The organism is Enterobacter sp. RHBSTW-00175, from assembly GCF_013927005.1.
Lineage (GTDB): Bacteria > Pseudomonadota > Gammaproteobacteria > Enterobacterales > Enterobacteriaceae > Enterobacter.
In genome coordinates this window covers 2,757,930-2,776,526 of sequence record NZ_CP055930.1, presented here as the reverse complement: position 1 = coordinate 2,776,526, position 18,597 = coordinate 2,757,930, and the positions used below count along the sequence as shown (strand labels likewise).

Below are 18,597 nucleotides of genomic sequence, written 5' to 3'. Positions count from 1 at the left end.
ATAAGGTGCATGGTTTTGCATGCGTTTTACCGACACTGAATCCCCCACCAGCGCCAGCACTGGCGCACCCTGAGGCCGGTCATGCACCTGCATTAAAAGCGCCCCATTAAGCGGGCAGGCGTGGCGGGGAGAGCATTGCGCGCCAGAACACTAATATGATTATATTACACAGGAGGATAGCGCCAGGAGTCATCAAAATAATCTTCCTCCTCAACTGTATACCCTTCAAGTCGCTCTGTTCGTTCATATTGCTGTATTAATAACAGAAGGTTAGAGCGAGCCCTAAGCGGCCTATGCGATACCATTTCTTTAAAGATCTTTAATGCGGAGTTAACCTCTCCATAATATCTATAATAATCTTCAATTAGCCCGCTAAAATCACAGGCTTGTGCATATAAGCATAAAGTACCGCTCCACCAATCCTTATTAAGAAGAGGCAATATATCTCTTCCACGATTTTCTTTTAGTTCTAATGCAGCAAGATGTTCCTGAAAGCGCAAATGACCAAACGAATAATTTTTAGTTAAAGGATCTAAATGTAGTATGTTGCATGGATTAATTAACTCTTCGACTAGCAACAAGCAAACATCCTCTGGATACCCAAAAGTATTATCATATGCCAAATATGTCACCATTGATTCAATACTATCAGATCTTTTATTTCTACTATGCAAATGATATGCCAGTTTCATAGCGGCCTTTTCAAGCTGCATGCTGTCCGAACGACTACGTTTAATAGTCTTATAATTATCATATTCACCACAAAGAAGCTTAAGCCTTCTAGTGAATATTTCCATCTCCGTTGAAGGGGTATCTATTCCTCTTTTTTTCAATATACAAAGTAAAGTTGCTAACAATGGAGTTTTAACTATTTCTTTCAAATCACCACAATCAATATCCATGATAAGGCCTTGTGCTTCTTCAACATCTTCAGCAAACCATGATTTTATAAAATGATACAATTGCTCGGTAGTGAATGGTAGTAACGTAACACCTAAGAAATTTATTTTTGAAATGAAACTGACACAATCCCTACTAGAAACTATCAATTGAATGAAGGGGTACTTATCTTTAAATTCGTTTATAGAATCCAAAATAAACGGAACTTTATTGTATGCCTCGTCCAACCCATCTATAACCAGTCTCAATGAGTCTGTATCACGTAGCGCAATTTCCATATCATTCATACTATCGTCAGTATCATCAATGTTTTTTGAAAGTAAAATTAACGACAGTATTTGTTTATAACTAAATGCAGACTCTGCTTCTACAGAAAAGTAAACGCTCTTTTTATTTATTAGCCTATTCAAAGGGAGATATATTACGTTATTTAAACCTTTATCTATTATATCTTCAACATACATTTGCAGCGTTGTTGTTTTACCCGCGCCAGCTCCACCATAAACAGCTATGTCATGGCCTGTATCAAAAAGAGTAAATGGCGAAATAGAAATCCCATCCTTCATCACTACCGTTGAAGAAGTGAAATTAACAACACTATTCGTTTCTACAGATAGTTCCTGAAGTATTTCTAATACAATAAGAACTTTTTGAGTGCTTGATAAAAAAGCTTTAAGATATTCTTTATTCCCCTCAAATTTTCCATCATTGATTTTACAAACACCTTCGGCATAAAAATCACAATGAGAGCGCAACCAACTTTCAATACCCGATGCATTAAACTGATATTCATAAAGGGGATATTGAATGTATTGAGACTCCAATTCTTTTAGATATTCAACTTGAGTGGAGAGCGATGCAAGAGTTGACAAATAATCTGAAAAATTGATTTTATATGCAGTAGGTGTTTTTTTCACCTCTGAGTATTGTTTCAACAAATCATTGTATTCATAGAATATGCTTATATAATCTTGTGTTTTACTTGCACCACTAATGATAGGCCACCAAACACCCATTACATTTCTGACGACCTCATCACCTTCGAAATTATCACTTTGATTTCTAAAAGTGTTAAGCTCTGACCTAATACTGGCCAGGGTGTTTTCAAGTAATGAAATTTCGAATCTTGCTGCTTTTATCTTCTCGTAATGCTTTTTATTGTTTTCTTCAAGGTGCTTTTTCAATTGCATTTCAAAATTCAGTTCAACACTCTGTATTTCATCAAGTAATGGCGTGAATCCAAGATATCGTTCCAAATCTACTAAATATTTTCTCTTAAGTATGTCCCACCCTTCCCGATTAAGAGACATTTTGGATGGTGATATTTTTATTTGCGATTTAAGTAGGTGATGACTATCAATACTGCCCATAAAAAAAGCTAAGTCATTATAACAATTTATTTTCTCAATTGAGTAATCCATATTGAGTGCTTTCATTAACTCAATATTTTGTAACTGAAAAGTATCTTGAACCAAAATCTTGCGCTCTAAACCCATAATCGAGTTAAGAAGGGAAGGATTATTTTCTTTAATTTACTCTAGTAGATAGGGTCCATCAAGTAATTTGACTTCATTTTTCATCCCATTCAGATGACCGTGTATTTCTGCTAATAACCGCGAACCTACTTTATATGGCGTTGCTAAAATTACGCTATCAGGCTTTTTAGTTTTACCATTGTGCAATGGAATGTCTTTTAAATAACACTGTTGCAATTGAAATATAAGATTCCCAATAATATTTTTATCACCAGTCGCTTTACCATCACCTATTTTTTTAGTTTGAACAACACTAATATGGTCACCTAAAGGAGCTTTTGTGTAGGCAATAATGTCTTTACCACCTTCATATGCACCGCCATGAAAATCAACACGATAACATCCCATTGATTCAAAAAGCGGTTTAATTACTCGCTGTGATAAATCATCTTCCTTCAACGATTGCAATGCACTCAAATAAACATCATTGTTATTATCCATTATATTTTCCTTCGGCATTTGGAAAGCAACATATTTTAAGAGCCCATAAAAAATAATGAACCATAGTTATGAAAGAAACACAAGCTCTAAAAATTCAAACTTGATGCTTTCTCGCAAATTCAAACGGAGTTATATGGTTCGTGTTATTATAATATAAATAATCTGCCCACCATTGCACCATTAGCCGCCTTTCCTCTAAGTGTTCAGAGGTGTGAATGTATGCTGCTCTGACATTATTTCTTTCAGAATGACTTAACTGACGTTCTATCGCGTCATCACTCCACAAACCTGACTCACCCAATGCACCACGCGCCATCGTCCTGAACCCATACCCGCAGACTTCGGTTTTCGTGTCATATCCCATTGCACGTAAAGCGCTATTCACCGTGTTTTCACTCATAACCTTAGTTGCGTCATGATCCCCCGGAAAAAGTAACTCTTTATCACCACTAATCTGCTTAAGCTGCTCTAACAAAATCATCGCCTGCCGACTAAGCGGAACGATATGCTCCTCTTTCATCTTCATGCCACGGTACGAGTAACGCACGCCTTTAATCTCTTCTCGTTTTGCAGGTATCGAATGGACAGAAGATCACCACTATCATGCCCATGTCGTGTTCTGGCTGGATGGTAGTAAAACTCAGAATACCTATCCCTGGGCGCAGCAGGTCGGTTTGTACTGGAGTGATATCACTGACCGAGATGGCTGGTATCACCGGTGTGAGTTTAAAGAGCATTACGAGGCCAACATCAACATTCCGGTACGTTACAGCGATCTGGACAGTATCACCAAAATCCGACAGGTACTGGCGTATATGACCAAAATTCAGCAGAAACATGGCCTGCTGCTGTACGGCTGCAATGAAGTCCCCGGGCGCCCAGCATCCGGGCGTCCACGCAGAATTGATTTCTGAGTATCACAGTTTTTACTCAAACATCTCATAGAGTGATAACTATATAGCAATCCCCTTCTTAATCCCTTTAAACTATTGAACCGGATGGCGTCAGCCTGCCCTTTTGGGGATGGCTAACGCCGTTCTACTGGCATCTGATTATTCTTGCTGACCTTTATCGCTCCCAATGATAATTATTGGTGCCAGAACAACCCAGGCATCTCACTTGCGAGGAAAAACGCATTGAGTGAATATTGATTATCTATGAGATATTTGTGGCGATTCACGGGGCTGACGGATAAGTGGTTCTACAAACTGATAAAAGATGGCCTATTCCCGAAGCCAATTAAGCTGGGTCGCAGTTCCCGCTGGCGACAGAGTGAAGTCGAAGACTGGCTACTGCAACGTATTGCGGACTCACGAAGCGGTTGATACGCTCAACTCCCTCTGAATTTTATTGTAGTAAGCCCCTTCGCTTACCTGTTTTCCCTGACGCAGCTCACCTGAAGTCACCAGCTATTACCAGTAGCTCCCCTTCAAACGACCTAACTTGATAAACCTGCCAGACTACCCGAACTGGGATGGCTGACGTCTACGCATCGTCTGGCGGTAAGGGGCCCAAATATGTTTGCCAAATCTTCTATCGTACTCGACGGTAATTGTCGCCTGACCGGTGCAAGAACGACACAGCAGTATCCGTATGGCCATTACAGCGGTACCTGTGTGGCAGTGCGCTGCAATTCAATCTTTAATACGACACAAAACGGCCGTGGTTTGAATACGGTGCAGAAGATCTCACGAAGAGCTACGGCGAGCAGTACTGCCCATATGTAAAGCCCGGTGTGACGGAGACCAGTCATATCCGGCAAATGCAACATTATGTATAGGGTAGCCGTTGGTTTCCGTGGCTGTTTGGCACTGTTACGACTGCGACAGCGATTACCACGGAGAACGCTACTGCCTGACCTACCGGACTGGTGAGTACAGTCGGGTGTGCTCTGATGCTCAACGTAAGATTCTTGAGGTAACGGTATGCGCCTACTGAAATGTTACCCAGCAAATGACCGTGAAGGTCACTTTGTGACCGCCGGTGAGGCCATGAGTGTACCGGGGCAGATATGGAGTTGTGCCTCCTGCTGATGTCGTCTGGTGCTGCATGCCGGCACTTTCAGCGACCCGGCGTGGTTTGAACACGATACGCGGGCCGTGGCTTGGGATGTGCTGATGAACTGTGCCCATCTTGCCCCGGAAGTGAAAGCTGGGGCCCGGCAGAGGAAGCTGCGCAATATGCTCAACGGACTGGATGCTACGGTAATGACGCTGTCCTCGTACTGTGTGTGGTGCGGTGACCATTATCAGGGGGGAAGCAATGTTACCGGTGCCAGACCGGTATCTACAGCATCGAAGAAGCTAACTGGCAGAGAAACTACTGCTGCAGTACCAGATAGTTCCTCATTCTTATGAACAAGATACTGCCGTAGAGGCGGTGTCCCCCCTGATTTAACCCGAAGAGGCTTGCATTGTGAATCATTCTTACACACGGGATTCTGATGCTATCAGCACGGATGCCGTCAGCACGCGTGCATTTCTGCAACAGGCTGTTGACCATTACCCGCGACTGGCGGCATTCAGCTTTACGCTGAAATTTCCGTATCGTGAAGTCATGAGTGAATACCAGTCATTAATTCTGCGTTTTCATACTGAGTTCTGGCAGCTCACCGGCGAATATTCGCGCTCGTGTAAGTAGGCACGCCGTCATTCGCCTCCCACAGTACTACACTGGTTGTGGGAGTCTGTCAGTGCACCAGAACGCAAAATGCTGCTGTTGATGAATCTTGATACACTGGGGGCTATAAGCAACGTTCAACATATTGAGAATACTCAGCAGGCAATAAGCGAGATCATACGTGACGCATGGCTGACTGTGACGGGTACTGATCACGAACATAACGCCGATTATCGTTAATCGACCGGGTAAAGACGTTTATATTGCGCCATTTAACCAGTTACAAAAACAGGTTCAGGCGATGTGTCAACCCGTAGCGATAGCAAAAACGGGGACGGGCTAACACATTAACGCATTCCCGTTAACTTGTGCGGGGGACTCTACTGGGAACTATAATCAGGACGTTCAAATGATTTTGCACAAGCATCAAAGAAGTGCGGTCAGGTATGGTAGCGCCTGGGCCGCAAGTATACCGCCAGCAGCATTTTCTAGCACCACTTTGTACTCCCTACTGTAACTTTTATGACGGCCCATTTGGGCTTTGGTGATACCGCCTGCGCTTGCAGGGTTTGCAGCCAGTGACAACCTTAGGGAGGGGCGTCCACCACATCACTTTATGCATAAAGCTCAGCTATGCATGTTAGGAGGGAGGGGCAGATCGACGAATCAAACAATCACGCTGTTGCGTGGGTCATCAACAGGCTTAACAAAACGAAGATATTACACTTTAATAGCTAGAAAAAACGCTCATAATGGCATCCATAAGAACAAAAAACCTGTTCCCTAAGCTTCCAGACCAAACTTTATTCAGGAAAGTCGGTGTGTAGAGCTGTCAACATTTGCATCTGCGTAGTGTTTGGTTACATAGAACTCTATCGCATGATAACTAAACACCACTTACGAATATTAATAACGTAAACAAAATCAGGATGTTGAATCGCCATGGGTTTAACAGACACCTCAGAGTCATTTAAGATGGCTTAAAGAGAGGTGCCCATGAGCGGTAAGCGTTATCCCGAAGAGTTTAAAACTGAAGCAGTCAAACAGGTTGTTGATCGCGGTTATTCTGTTGCCAGCGTTGCAACACGTCTCGATATCACCACCCACAGCCTTTACGCCTGGATAAAGAAGTACGGTCCGGATTCTTCCACTAATAAAGAACAGTCAGATGCTCAGGCCGAGATCCGCCGTCTCCAGAAAGAGCTGAAACGGGTTACCGACGAACGGGACATATTAAAAAAAGCCGCGGCGTACTTCGCAAAGCTGTCCGACTGAGGTACGCCTTTATCCGTGACAACTCCTGTTGCTGGCCTGTTCGCCTGCTCTGTCGGGTGCTGGATGTTCATCCTAGTGGTTTTTACGCCTGGCTTCAGCAGCCGCATTCACAACGCCATCAGGCAGACCTGAGACTGACAGGACAGATTAAACAGTTCTGGCTGGAATCGGGATGCGTCTATGGTTATCGCAAAATCCATCTGGATCTGCGGGACAGCGGGCAACAGTGCGGAGTGAACCGGGTCTGGCGACTGATGAAACGTGTCGGGATAAAGGCTCAGGTCGGATACCGGAGCCCGCGGGCACGTAAAGGCGAGGCCAGTATCGTGTCGCCCAACAGGCTCCAGCGACAGTTCAATCCGGATGCTCCGGATGAGCGTTGGGTAACGGACATAACCTACATCAGGACCCACGAAGGCTGGCTGTATCTTGCCGTTGTTGTTGATCTGTTCTCACGCAAAATTATCGGCTGGTCCATGCAATCCCGGATGACAAAGGACATTGTCCTGAACGCACTGCTGATGGCTGTATGGCGGCGTAATCCCCAAAAACAGGTGCTGGTTCATTCGGATCAGGGCAGTCAGTACACAAGCCATGAGTGGCAGTCGTTCCTGAAATCACACGGCCTGGAGGGCAGCATGAGCCGTCGCGGTAACTGCCATGATAATGCGGTTGCAGAAAGCTTTTTCCAGTTGTTGAAACGCGAACGGATAAAGAAAAAGATCTACGGAACGCGGGAAGAAGCCCGCAGCGATATTTTTGATTACATCGAAATGTTTTATAACAGTAAGCGTCGGCATGGTTCTAGCGATCAGATGTCACCGACAGAATATGAAAACCAGTATTATCAACGGCTCGGAAGTGTCTAGATTTTCCGTGGCGATTCACGCTTTCGATGCATGCATGCTCAAATTCAGTCATGCGAGCACGAAGCTTAAGCTCATCCTCTTTGTCATATACGACAAAGATAGCTTTCTCTTCAGCTGAGATATTGTTACCCCATGGCACACTGATGTGACTGGAAAAACTTTTCAGTAATTTTGACAATCTGTCAGACATCACGTTATTCCTTAACTAGGAGATTCAGAGGTGCAAAAGACACTTCAACGACCTCACTGGCTTGTTTGAAATTAATCAGGCCGCGCAAAGTTGCTCTATATGCAAGCTCGTACAAAGTTGTTTCATCAACTGGTAATAGTTTCATCCAAAAGCTATCAAACAAACGTTTACCTGAAAGCCCCTGGAAGTGCCCAAGAAGTAGAGCAAAAACCACGTTCACATACGTTACTTTTGGGTCAGTACGTTGTTTTTTAACCTTACCCGAAAGATAACCTGATTGAGTCCATGTGCCACTAATGTTACGAGCAAATGACTGAAGTGATGCCTGACTAAATCGATCTGGATCGTCTTTTGCTAGGTGTTCTTCCATAACGCTTCTGGGTAAGATTTGCCCAGGCTTAAGTGCCGTAATGACCCCAACAGATTCTCGAAGTAGTGGATCTCTTGCAATAGCCAATTGCAGTGCGAGTAGAGGCTGAGCTTCTTCAGATAGCTCCCAAAGTTGACGAAAAAATTTGAACAAAGGTATGTGCGGAGACATCCCATAAAGACCAACCATGTGCCGATAAGTTAGTTTCCTGGCACTAGAACTGGGTTTATGAAGAATATTGTCATCCACAATGCTTACCCTATATTCTTCTTGTAAGGTGTTCTCAGGCCGTGCCTGGAGCAATATCTTCAATTCTTCGATCATCATGCAACGCGCTGCATGAGGTCCATTTTTTCCAAACTTGAATCCATACTGAACTAACTGCTCATGGTTCATCAGGATACCTCCTCAAATCCGAGTACTAAAAGCCATTTTTGATAAAAAAACTGCTTTCGTTCTGCTTTAGCACTCAAGTATATTGTTCGTAAACATGTAAAGCCATTATCTGCAACTATCTTGATTTAACTGAATAAATGGTTACCAAAGTCGAATGGGCTAACCCTACTTTCACGATTTCTATCCAGATAATCCGCCCACCACTGTAACATCAACCTTCGCTCCCCAAGATGTTCCGCTTTATGAATATATGCCGCACGCACAGAACTACGCTCCTGATGGCTCATCTGCCGTTCCACTGCATCCCTCGACCACAATCCTGACTCAATCAGAGAACTGCAAGCCATGGTCCTGAAACCATGCCCACAGACTTCCGTTTTCGTATCATAGCCCATCACTCGCAAAGCCTTGTTCACCGTGTTCTCACTCATGGGTTTACGCGGATCATGATCACCAACAAAGATCAGCTCTCGATTCCCATTCATGCTTTTAATCTTTTCCAGGATAGTTAAGGCTTGCCGCGACAAGGGAACAAGATGTGGGGTCCGCATCTTCGAACCGCGCTGAGAATGCTTGACTCCTTCCAGTGGCTCACGCTCACCGGGGATCGTCCACATGGCCGTTTCAAAGTCTACTTCTGACCAACGGGCAAAACGCAGCTCACTTGAACGGATGAAGACCAACAAAGTGAGTTCAACAGTCAATCGAGTTAAGGGTCTGCCAGAATAGTGGTCTATGCGGTGAAGTAATTCGGGAATACGTTCAAGATCCAGAGCCGCACGGTGCTTTCTTTTCGCCGTAGCAACCGCACCGGCAATTTCTTGCGCAGGATTGTAGTCGATTAAACCGCTCTGCACAGCAAAGCGCATAATCGCGGTAGTTCGCTGTTGTAAACGGGCGGCGACTTCAAGACGCCCGGATGACTCCACCGCTTTAATGGGTACAAGAAGATCCCGAGTCTTAAGCTCTGCAATGTTCCGCTTACCGATAGCAGCAAAGAGATTATCTTCCAGGCTTTTCAATACACGAGCACTATGCGATGCCGACCACTTCTGATTGCTGGCGTGCCAGTCTCTGGCTACCACTTCAAACGTTATCACCTCTTGTTCCTGCTCTACCTTAACGGCTTTCTTGTTTTCACTGGGATCGACACCATTCGCTAATAGCTTACGGGCCTCATCCCGGCGTGCCCGGGCATCCGCCAATGACACTTCTGGGTATTTCCCCAGCGCCAGCATCTTCTCTTTACCGCCAAAGCGATAACGAAGCCGCCAGTATTTTGAGCCGTTAGGGTGAACCAGCAAAACCATGCCGTCGCCGTCAGTCAGCTTATAGGCTTTTGCTTCAGGCTTAGCCGAACGAACCTTCACATCACTCAGAGCCATATGAGTATCCTTTCAAGGGTTCTGTGTGGGTACAAACATTATCGAACCGGGATATACCCGCAGTTGTACCCGCATCAGTAAGTTGATGTAGATTGAATCAGGTTGACTTAGGTTGAGTGGAAAAGCGAGGAAAGCCTTGTGGATACTGGATTTCAGGCACAAAAAAAGACGTCCGTTGACGTCTATTGATGTTCCGATGGTGCGAAGGCCGGACTCGAACCTAAGTCTCCATAACCTGCTGTAATCACGTTCCCTTTAGCCTTTAAAAGAACAATCGTAGGACCTTTTTGTTCTAGGGGCTACATCTTAAGTTTGATCCGGTGGACGGAATTAAACCGAGTGTTCGTGAGGGCACAAAACATCAACGTGCCATACCTGCCTTTTGATGTTTATGGAGGTCTGCCGGGTCGGGAGGAAAGAACGTTTGTCAGCTAAGTGGGCGTTAAGAAAACGCCACTGCGTTCGGATTTTGAAACAAGCTAAACCCGGCGGGCCTTGTTCATAAAAACCATTTAACTCAATGTTATTGATATGAATTAATCCATTCAGCGTCAAATTGAAACGCCACCGCAACGCCTACGTAACGCACCCGCATTTTGCTGTTTTATTCACTCTTATAGAAACAAAGGGCTGATGAAACATAAGACTATCAGCATTTAATGAATGCTGTTCATCCATACAGCATAAAAATTCATAAACTTACATTTGAACTACTTTCTGAGTTTGTCCCACCGCACTGCCGAAACAATGCCCCAGTTGCCACTGGCATTGGGCCTACGCCATTTTGCCGTCTCCATACTACGGAGATACTCAAGCGCTTCGGAAAAGGTGCCAAAACGCTTCTGAGCCGCTTTATCACCTACACCAAACGAACCATCACGGGTGCTCGCCAAACCGGGGTGAAAACAGGAACCATCGGCCGCGTATGGAACCAACAGTTCCGGGTCGTTATCTTCAGATGAGCCAGACGCTAATAACTGCCACGGCTCAACGCTCAAAGCGTTAGCCAGCACCTCAATCGCGTCCAGAGACGCATTAGAGCCACCACGTTCAATTCTGCTCATATAGCTACGTGCAAACCCACACCGATCAGCGAAGGCTTCCTGGCTCAATCCGGTGGCTATGCGGAGTTCTTTTACCCGCTCGCCAAACTGTATTCTCAAGGTCTTTTTCATGCACTGAATGTGCAGTTTTGACCACTGTAAGGCCACGCTCTACATGAGACATTTTGAATCAATCCTAACTTCAGCAGGCTGAGTCACTCGCATTAGCCGCCTGCCTCATGACAACCCTTAATGATTCAGAAAGAACATCAATAGTGACATTTTAAATCCACAAAGTATTATGATCGTCATCGGTTGGTCGTCCCCAACATTCGCTAGTAGGCGTGATGTGTTTTTGAAAATGAGGGAATCATGGCGGGATCAGGTTTTTTATTACCAATGGTGGCGGGTGTCGCGCTTAGTTGCGTCAGCTATGGATTTGTTGCTCGCATTGTTTCAAAACATCAGATCAGCACGCTACGCGCAGTTTCATGGGGAATTCTTGGAACCCTCTCATTGGTGCTAGGCGTATGTGCATTTTCCGCTGTAAGCGCAGAACACCCGGCAGCGAAACACAAGACCTTGTGCTTAGGTAGCGCCCCGGAATGCTATGCAAAAGCGCACCACAACCCCGTCAAAGAGTGCAAGCAGGTAATGGACAAGAAAGCAGCGTTTCGCCATGTGTGGCAGGAAAGTGAAGCGCGGCCAGTTTTCGACACTTACCTTTGGCACAACGAGCAAAAGAAAACGATTCAAGCATTTGGACAACAGGCTAAGGCCATTAACAGCATGAATATGCTGATACCATTGCAATACTTTTGTGTTTTTAACGCCAACACTGGGGAAGTCATCGCGGCTTCATTTGAATGAAAGCATTCAGGGAATTCTTCCCTGAATGCTTAAAGATTAACTATTTTTTAATCTGAGTCGCTGCTGCTTTTTTTGCTAAATCTAAAATAAGCTCTAAATCTGCCCGAAATTCATCAGGGCTTGGTAACGCTGTCTGTTTGTATGCAGGTTGATCATGAGCATCAGTAATACGATGGCATTTTGACCAGAGTTCAGAAATCGCAATACAACATTCTCGCTCAAGCCCACTTAATTTATGTAAATTGCCAACGCCTATAATTTCACTGAATCTAACCACAATCCCAGCGAATATCACATCTTCAACCATTTTCTCAACCGTTGATCTCATACGGCTATATAATCTTCGCATCGAGTTGTCTTGCTCAGCACTGGGATATACAGGCCAAGGATCTAATTGCCGAGATTCTTGTTTTAACTTTTCAACTCTGGTTTTATAGCTGACCTTGTCCCAAGGTAAACCATCATAAACGCAGCCTGAAAAATCCCCAGTCCATTGCAGGTGATGTATTAAGCTATCGACATTATTTTTCTCGGTAGCAAATATTAACTCGCTCAAAAAAGCGATATCATGCGTGAGGATTATTACCTGCCGATTTTTTGCTTCTTCAACCAATCTTGTTGCTACCCGTCTTCTTCTATGATGATCAAGAGAAGATACTGGATCATCAAAAATGATCCCACATGAATGGTTGGCAAGTTTTAATTCAGCTAAAAAAGATGCTAACGATACAGCCCTCTGTTCCCCTTCACTCAAAATTAAATCCACCTTATTTGAGACAGGTATATCCAAAAGCAAACTATAAAAAACCTTCCCCTTAGAAACTCTTGGTTTGAGAACTGTTTTTATATGAGAAACACCCAATTTAGAAAATTCTTCATCCAAATCTTTTTTTAAAGCATTACTTATTATTGAATTTGCAAACAACTTAGATTTATCTGATACTTTTTTTGATAATGCTGAAAAGCTAATTGAGTTAAGAGTGTTATATAATTTCAACCTACCAACTAAAGAAATTAAGCCTTCTAATTTTTCCGCAAGCATAATTCGTGCTTTGAGTTCTTTACTTTCCTTTATTAGAGCGTCAATCTTTCTTTTTTTGGATGCTTGCTTATATAACCTTGCTTCACGTAACTTGCTAGCAGCCAGAAGTCTTAGCTCTGAAATTGGATTATAATCAAATTCGATATTCGCGAAGTTCTTACTATCAATCATTGAAAGCATCGCAATCTTTGTATTGATAATATCTTCTTGATACTTATTAACTCTTTCAATTAATTCGCTATGCTCATTGCCAATTTCAATATGTATTGCAGCATTAAAACTAAAATCAAGGGTAGCAGTATATATTTTTTCTCTAGCTGTTTTTAGAGAAGATTTCCTTTCATCTAATAATTTAGATATATCATCATTAATAAACTCATTGAAGCGTAACATTCTGTCAGTTGCTTCGGATATAGGTTGCTGGCATAAAACGCATTTTGCATCACGACCAACGGAGGGAAAATCATGGCCTGGGTAAGCACAACTGAGCGAGTATTTTTTGGCAGACAGAAACAAATCTCTCCAGATACCTTCACCAGTGTTAGGCAATAAATCATCTCCGGCCGCAAGTTTTTGCGCTGACTCATTTAATGCCTTTTCTGCATTAGTAACGCCTTCGATCAACGACTTAAGCTTTGTCATGGCCGCGTTATTTATAAACTTACTTTGATTATTGATCCTAACGCAAAGCTCTTTTATGTGCGATACACTTCTTAGTAATTCTTTATACTTTTCCTCAGGATTTTTTTCTGCCAGAACTCTATCTAGCTCTTTATCTCTACTTAGCTCGGAATCACTTAAAGTGGCTAAATCTCTTAATTTTACGACATCTGTTTTATGGTCCAATACTTTACATATATCAGATACACTAGTGCCATCTGTAAAAATTTGAGTTATCTCTTTATTCACATCTATAGCCTTAGCTTCGGCTAAAACTTTCCCTGCTAATTTAGGAATTATTATATTTGCAAATTCTTCAAGAATATCGAGACCGCGAGGTAAATAAGCAGCCTCGCCTTCTTTCAGATATGATGATGCACAAAGAGTATCAAAAACACTAATTGAGGACAACAATTCTGGGGATGATGAATTATAAGACCATTGTAAATCGTGTTCTTTCCCATTCAGAGAAATTTTAAATTTCCCGTTAGGTATATTGGATGAATAGCCAGGCAGGTTTACATTAGGGAGTATCGCACCACCTTTATCTCGTGCTCTACATGCATGCTTGAGAACTCGCCCGTATCCTGATTTTCCCGCACCATTCATACCATAAATGATGGTAATCCCATTATCACAGAATGCAATTTTTTGGTCAGGCGCAATCCTGTTCACGTGAACAAGACTACTTAGTTCTTTAATCTTAATGACTTGATCATTAACCGCTGAAACCGGAATATGATCCTTATTTAAGGGGAGAGATTCTAATTTATCGGAGGGCAATATTTTATTTTCAATCTTTATCAATTCCAATAATTCTTCATAATCACTATCCTCCAATGAGGGAGAAGCCAATTGTCTCCTTAAGCAGTCTCTTGCCCAGAGGGGTAGCTCGGAACTAGACCATTTCAATATTTCCTGTAAGACATCCATGATAGCCTCTAACAGTTATTTTTATAGATAAGAATTGCCTCCTATCTTTCATATAATAGCGTTGATAGAAGATTTCATAAGCAATTCATAAGGTTAGACTGTATCGCATCCACCGAAGACATTGGAACAAAGAAGAACACGCTCTTCAATTTAACTTAACTCTCTCATAAACATCGACATATGCGACACCGTTATGTTTTAAGTGAAGAATTCATTTAACGCAACCGAAAGCATTTTAAACTGAGTCTCTTCTTTCACATTTTCTTCTAACCTACTGATTATTCCATGAACCTGAGACAATCGCCAAGTTCCACCATGAGGCGTAGTTATGCCCAAATGATTAAGTGCATTGGCAATCTTTCTCTGAGATAAGCCCTGCGGTCTGAAAGTTAGAACCGCTATACAACGAGTTGTCGCCCAAGAGCTTCGAGAAGCAATAAACGTTTAAAGCAACGCGGCTATAGTTGCTCTGGAAACGCCGTATTCACGCGCTAACGCACTGACACTGATTCCGCTACTCTTTTTCTCTATAATCGCTCTACGGGCTTCTGGTGCGATTTTAGAAGGTCTACCCAATTTCTTGCCTTCGGCTTTTGCTCGCGACAAACCCGCCTGAGTGCGTTCAATCAGTAGATCACGCTCCATCTCCGCAACCGCTGCCAACATCGACAATAGAAGCTTACCGGCAGCAGAAGTGAGGTCAGTTGTTCCAAGCTGGTGGACGATCACCTTGATGCCGCGATCAGATAACAATCGGACTGTCTGGAGCACGTCGATAGCATCACGCCCCAAACGGTCGAGTTTTGCCACTACCAGCGTTTCACCGGTTCGAATTTTGCCAAGCATTTCAGCAAACGCCTTACGCTGAATTGCCTGAGCTTTCCCGCTAACAATATCGGCAAACCAAAAGTCAAACGTCCAACCAGCTTGCTCAAGCTCCAACCTCTGGTTCTCCGTATCTTGCTGAGCGGTAGAGACACGCCCGTAGCCAAAAATCGCCATTCTCAACACCTCTCAATACCTGTCAGAAAACGGTGTCAACAATAGGACGACTGCCAACAATTGCCAAGGCTAATTTTTCAACATCCCGGAAGATACCTGCGAAGGGGTGCTGGAAAACGGTCGTTTGTTGGCAGCAACTTTTTATAGGATCGAAAATATTTACCCTGAGTGCGAGATAATGGCAATACTAATAACCCCAAACAGTTGAGCTACTTGTCATCAGGGCATCTACGCTGCCATTCTGATAGCCAAATGGTGCGTTCTCTCATCCAACTAACTAACCTTAAATAAACAAATACCCCACCCCACCACCCAGCAAATAGTGCTACCCCATTGATTACGTAATAAATAAATGACGATGTTAAATAGAATGGGTTGAATACATCGGCGACTGAGACGAACAAAAGTGCGAACACTACAAACAAAATCCAGCCCTTACCCTCTACGAATGAGGTCAAGGAATACTTAAAGCGAATTGGTCTGCGCTTTTCATCGTTCTGATATAATTCCGGGAAGGCATTTTTATGTGAACCAACACCCAAAAGCAGAGAGGCCAGTCCAAGAATAACAAACATCAAGAATCCCCAGACCTGCAAAAGAAAGCAGGAAACCGGGTGTTTCCACTCCCTGTCCGTCCAGTCCGCAAACTCACTGCGAGCCCTATAGAACTTCTTGTGTGTTTCGATGCTTATCCAGTGCCTACGCTTCATGCGCCCCCCAATGCCTGCCTGACATTATGTTTCTACGCTGGTGAAGAATACGCGGCTAAGTTTGCTCATCTCGACAGACTTATCCAAACGCCCTGAGATAGTGCCACAAATTTCAAACCAATAAATCCACCCCCCCTGATAAAAAACGCGCCGCAGGGCTTTCCAGCGCGTTGGATGCGCATATCACCGCATCTGCAACACTATGTGCTTCGTCTTAAACGCTTCAGGTGAGCCGAAGCACCCTATATGAAAAATGACAGTGTTCTCATACCTTTAGGTTAACATCGATAACTGCGTTCAGAATATGAACGCAGCCATATGAAATATATGACTTTTCTTTAAAATGATGGTGTGCTAGCTTCTCTCCTGACACCTACCTCATGCGGTAAACCGGTCCGGGTAGGTGGAGATCACCGCTGTTTAGCGGAAGACGTCAGGATGGGAACTCTGCGTAACGTTGATTGTGGTAGGTAGGGCGCGCAAGCGTTTGATGCAGCCAAGCAGAGGGTGAAAGTAGCTATCGGCGGATTCTTGAGTAGCACTTTTGCGCATAATGCATCTTTCAAGAAAGGTCGTCACACCACGAGGAAGACTTGATCTTCATCTGGCAAGGGGAACCGAGCAAACCTACAGGCTATCTTCTCAGATGGCCTTAGGGTTGATATGTCCGGCTTCCCCCCCCGAGGAAGGGTTTACATCTTAAAGAACAATTTGTGTTTTAACATTTTTAACAATTACACTTCTCTGCTGTTTGGTGTCTTAAAGCGTTCCCGTCAAAAGTAAACCTGCCGTTTTTACCTCACCTGCCTAACAACCAAACCCGAACCAGAAGCAGCTAACCTTCAACGTGTTCGCGGTGCAAATGCAGCCAGATAAGCTGGGCGCGAAAAAGTGGATGTCCTAGGTTTGCCAGCCGACCTCTCAGGCATTGCGTTCAAAAACTTCGGCGGTGGCAAAATCATCCTTATACTTGCAGACAAACATTGTTGAAAAATTCTCTCCCACATAGTTCAATTAACTACTTAGGAATTTTCTGATCGTCTTTCTCAAGGAAGCTTATGCCCGTATCCAGTTATTACCAAGCCCAACCGGATGGTTATGTGCGCTTTGATTGGCATGGCAATTCCATAGAAGGCGAGTTTTTCAGCTATGTGGAGTGTGGTCGAGATATCGATCCCAAATGGGGTTACATCCGACCATTTGATAGAGTCACCAGACAGCAACTCATTGATAATTTACAGGCAACTCACGGTATCGACCTCCAGACATTCACCTCGCAAGGCAACCTGATCACCTGTGATGCTTTTGTCACCCACAAAAATTTGCAGGCAGCACACCAGGTTGTTGTAGAGTCGTTTGATTTCGTTGATGAGTCTGAGCTTACAACTGAAAGAGAACGCATCGGTAACTGCCGGGTCGATTTACTACGACGCCAATACATTGTCGGCAGCAACCTTAAAGAGCCCAAAGAGTCTTTGGACAACCTCAATGCAGAGTTTCTTAAATGGGTAACACCTTTCTACACGCCGTTGCGTTACGAGCGGAAATGGTTAACCAAGCATCGTAAAGGGTTATTACGTTTTGGCGCACTCGTTGCTGTCGCAGTTATGGCCTATATCCACTATGGCTGACAATAGAAAAGCGAGACCTTTCCTGCGGCTTTGAGAAACCAACTTCATTCCGCGCCATATTTACATACTGCACTTAATAAAAATGCGCTAAGGACAAATCGAATGAACAAAGTAATGATGAAAACTGTTTTAGCAAGTTTGGTTGTATCCAGTATTACAGTGTTGACAGGTTGTGTTACCTCACCAGATATGGAAGCAGCTAAACAACCGCTGGGTAGTATAGTCAGTGTTGTTAACGTTCCCGGGGTTAAAAAGGATGCACTTTACAGCAGTTCCAAAATTTGGGTTGCAAAGGCCTTCACTGATTCTAACAGCGTAATTCAATATGCAGATAAAGAAGAAGGTTCGATTGTTGGTAAAGGGAATGTTAAATACCCATGCGACGGTTTTAATGATTGTCTGGCTAATGAAGATGTTCGATATAAATTCACTATGAAAATCGACACAAAGGATGATAAAGCTCGCATCACCTTTGATGATATCCACATTTATCGTCCGGCTCATGTAACCAGCGGAATTGCGTTCCCTGCCATAGATTCGCCAAACATGACTGTTGGTGGGCAAACAAAAGCCAAAAAAGCGTTGAATGATATTGTGGAGCAATACAAACGTGAGATCGTGACTGAAAGTAGCTCTGCTGCAAAAGATTGGTAATAGCCATCAGCTCAAAAACTTGTCAGAGAAGTTTTTGAGCTTTTATAGCCGGGATTATGTGTGGCCACATAA

15 protein-coding genes and 5 pseudogenes are annotated in these 18,597 nt (G+C 43.6%); 10 read left to right on the top strand and 10 right to left on the bottom strand.

Features of this window, described 5'->3' with window-relative positions:
- Positions 1-164: 164 nt before the first annotated feature.
- From HV107_RS13140 to HV107_RS13130, 3 genes and pseudogenes are all read right to left on the bottom strand, one after another.
- Positions 165-2,396 carry an NACHT domain-containing NTPase gene (locus tag HV107_RS13140; protein ID WP_182059407.1) on the bottom strand — a complete coding sequence of 744 codons (2,232 nt, stop codon included), beginning with the start codon at positions 2,394-2,396 and terminating at the stop codon, positions 165-167.
- Between the two features lie 36 nt (positions 2,397-2,432).
- Positions 2,433-2,876, bottom strand: coding sequence for a restriction endonuclease (locus tag HV107_RS13135; RefSeq protein ID WP_182059406.1), 444 nt, complete (start codon positions 2,874-2,876; stop codon positions 2,433-2,435).
- 94 nt (positions 2,877-2,970) lie between these two features.
- Positions 2,971-3,465, bottom strand: a pseudogene (locus HV107_RS13130) (tyrosine-type recombinase/integrase); the annotation flags it as partial.
- Between HV107_RS13130 and HV107_RS13125 the strand changes: the two are divergent.
- The 6 genes and pseudogenes from HV107_RS13125 to HV107_RS13105 form a co-directional block, all read left to right on the top strand.
- Positions 3,452-3,790, top strand: a pseudogene (locus tag HV107_RS13125) (hypothetical protein); the annotation flags it as partial. The pseudogenes HV107_RS13130 and HV107_RS13125 overlap by 14 nt on opposite strands.
- A gap of 243 nt (positions 3,791-4,033) precedes the next feature.
- On the top strand, positions 4,034-4,201 hold the full coding sequence (locus tag HV107_RS13120; RefSeq protein ID WP_182059405.1) for an AlpA family transcriptional regulator: 168 nt from the start codon (positions 4,034-4,036) through the stop codon (positions 4,199-4,201).
- A gap of 192 nt (positions 4,202-4,393) precedes the next feature.
- Positions 4,394-4,814, top strand: a pseudogene (locus tag HV107_RS27300) (putative zinc ribbon protein).
- Positions 4,802-5,233, top strand: a pseudogene (locus HV107_RS13115) (putative zinc ribbon protein). The pseudogenes HV107_RS27300 and HV107_RS13115 overlap by 13 nt, the downstream one beginning before the upstream one ends.
- A gap of 58 nt (positions 5,234-5,291) precedes the next feature.
- Positions 5,292-5,516, top strand: a complete 225-nt coding sequence (locus HV107_RS27295; protein ID WP_259349625.1) for a hypothetical protein — start codon at positions 5,292-5,294, stop codon at positions 5,514-5,516.
- A gap of 975 nt (positions 5,517-6,491) precedes the next feature.
- A protein-coding gene (locus HV107_RS13105) for an IS3 family transposase (RefSeq protein WP_172747731.1) occupies positions 6,492-7,639 on the top strand; the annotation gives its coding sequence in 2 pieces (ribosomal slippage) (positions 6,492-6,729 and positions 6,729-7,639; 1,149 coding nt in all).
- A gap of 194 nt (positions 7,640-7,833) precedes the next feature.
- On the opposite strand, the gene HV107_RS13100 is transcribed toward HV107_RS13105, so the two are convergent.
- From HV107_RS13100 to HV107_RS13090, 3 genes are all read right to left on the bottom strand, one after another.
- A complete protein-coding gene (locus HV107_RS13100; protein ID WP_045345930.1) occupies positions 7,834-8,595 on the bottom strand; it encodes a hypothetical protein in 762 nt (253 codons plus the stop codon).
- A gap of 125 nt (positions 8,596-8,720) precedes the next feature.
- Positions 8,721-9,980 carry an integrase arm-type DNA-binding domain-containing protein gene (locus HV107_RS13095; protein ID WP_182059404.1) on the bottom strand — a complete coding sequence of 420 codons (1,260 nt, stop codon included), beginning with the start codon at positions 9,978-9,980 and terminating at the stop codon, positions 8,721-8,723.
- A 710-nt stretch (positions 9,981-10,690) separates the two neighbouring features.
- Positions 10,691-11,155 (bottom strand): helix-turn-helix domain-containing protein, encoded by a 465-nt coding sequence (locus HV107_RS13090; protein ID WP_024175294.1) that lies wholly within the window; start codon positions 11,153-11,155, stop codon positions 10,691-10,693.
- Between the two features lie 240 nt (positions 11,156-11,395).
- On the opposite strand from HV107_RS13090, the gene HV107_RS13085 reads away from it, so the two are divergent.
- The gene (locus HV107_RS13085; RefSeq protein ID WP_046883075.1) at positions 11,396-11,893 is read left to right on the top strand and encodes a membrane protein; all 498 of its coding nucleotides are present in this window, start codon (positions 11,396-11,398) and stop codon (positions 11,891-11,893) included.
- Positions 11,894-11,933: 40 nt separating this feature from the next.
- On the opposite strand, the gene HV107_RS13080 is transcribed toward HV107_RS13085, so the two are convergent.
- From HV107_RS13080 to HV107_RS13065, 4 genes are all read right to left on the bottom strand, one after another.
- Positions 11,934-14,450, bottom strand: coding sequence for an AAA family ATPase (locus tag HV107_RS13080; protein WP_259349624.1), 2,517 nt, complete (start codon positions 14,448-14,450; stop codon positions 11,934-11,936).
- Positions 14,451-14,726: 276 nt separating this feature from the next.
- On the bottom strand, positions 14,727-14,930 hold the full coding sequence (locus HV107_RS27525) for a recombinase family protein (protein WP_225627637.1): 204 nt from the start codon (positions 14,928-14,930) through the stop codon (positions 14,727-14,729).
- Between the two features lie 42 nt (positions 14,931-14,972).
- Positions 14,973-15,530 carry a recombinase family protein gene (locus tag HV107_RS13070; RefSeq protein ID WP_000964075.1) on the bottom strand — a complete coding sequence of 186 codons (558 nt, stop codon included), beginning with the start codon at positions 15,528-15,530 and terminating at the stop codon, positions 14,973-14,975.
- A gap of 209 nt (positions 15,531-15,739) precedes the next feature.
- Positions 15,740-16,240 (bottom strand): hypothetical protein, encoded by a 501-nt coding sequence (locus HV107_RS13065; protein WP_038877464.1) that lies wholly within the window; start codon positions 16,238-16,240, stop codon positions 15,740-15,742.
- Positions 16,241-16,436: 196 nt separating this feature from the next.
- Between HV107_RS13065 and HV107_RS27290 the strand changes: the two are divergent.
- From HV107_RS27290 to HV107_RS13055, 3 genes and pseudogenes are all read left to right on the top strand, one after another.
- A pseudogene (locus tag HV107_RS27290) lies at positions 16,437-16,522 on the top strand (hypothetical protein); the annotation flags it as partial.
- Between the two features lie 776 nt (positions 16,523-17,298).
- Entirely contained in the window at positions 17,299-17,871 is a 573-nt protein-coding gene (locus HV107_RS13060; protein WP_038877467.1) for a hypothetical protein, read from the top strand.
- Positions 17,872-17,973: 102 nt separating this feature from the next.
- Positions 17,974-18,525 (top strand): DUF4468 domain-containing protein, encoded by a 552-nt coding sequence (locus tag HV107_RS13055; protein WP_050569043.1) that lies wholly within the window; start codon positions 17,974-17,976, stop codon positions 18,523-18,525.
- Positions 18,526-18,597: the final 72 nt, after the last annotated feature.

Excerpts from the sequence above, each read along its gene's own strand:
- HV107_RS13140 (WP_182059407.1), bottom strand. The coding sequence starts at position 2,396 with ATGGGTTTAGAGCGCAAGATTTTGGTTCAAGATACTTTTCAGTTACAA.
- HV107_RS13135 (WP_182059406.1), bottom strand. The coding sequence starts at position 2,876 with ATGGATAATAACAATGATGTTTATTTGAGTGCATTGCAATCGTTGAAG.
- HV107_RS13120 (WP_182059405.1), top strand. The coding sequence starts at position 4,034 with ATGAGATATTTGTGGCGATTCACGGGGCTGACGGATAAGTGGTTCTAC.
- HV107_RS13100 (WP_045345930.1), bottom strand. The coding sequence starts at position 8,595 with ATGAACCATGAGCAGTTAGTTCAGTATGGATTCAAGTTTGGAAAAAAT.
- HV107_RS13095 (WP_182059404.1), bottom strand. The coding sequence starts at position 9,980 with ATGGCTCTGAGTGATGTGAAGGTTCGTTCGGCTAAGCCTGAAGCAAAA.
- HV107_RS13090 (WP_024175294.1), bottom strand. The coding sequence starts at position 11,155 with ATGAAAAAGACCTTGAGAATACAGTTTGGCGAGCGGGTAAAAGAACTC.
- HV107_RS13085 (WP_046883075.1), top strand. The coding sequence starts at position 11,396 with ATGGCGGGATCAGGTTTTTTATTACCAATGGTGGCGGGTGTCGCGCTT.
- HV107_RS13070 (WP_000964075.1), bottom strand. The coding sequence starts at position 15,530 with ATGGCGATTTTTGGCTACGGGCGTGTCTCTACCGCTCAGCAAGATACG.
- HV107_RS13065 (WP_038877464.1), bottom strand. The coding sequence starts at position 16,240 with ATGAAGCGTAGGCACTGGATAAGCATCGAAACACACAAGAAGTTCTAT.
- HV107_RS13060 (WP_038877467.1), top strand. The coding sequence starts at position 17,299 with ATGCCCGTATCCAGTTATTACCAAGCCCAACCGGATGGTTATGTGCGC.
- HV107_RS13055 (WP_050569043.1), top strand. The coding sequence starts at position 17,974 with ATGAACAAAGTAATGATGAAAACTGTTTTAGCAAGTTTGGTTGTATCC.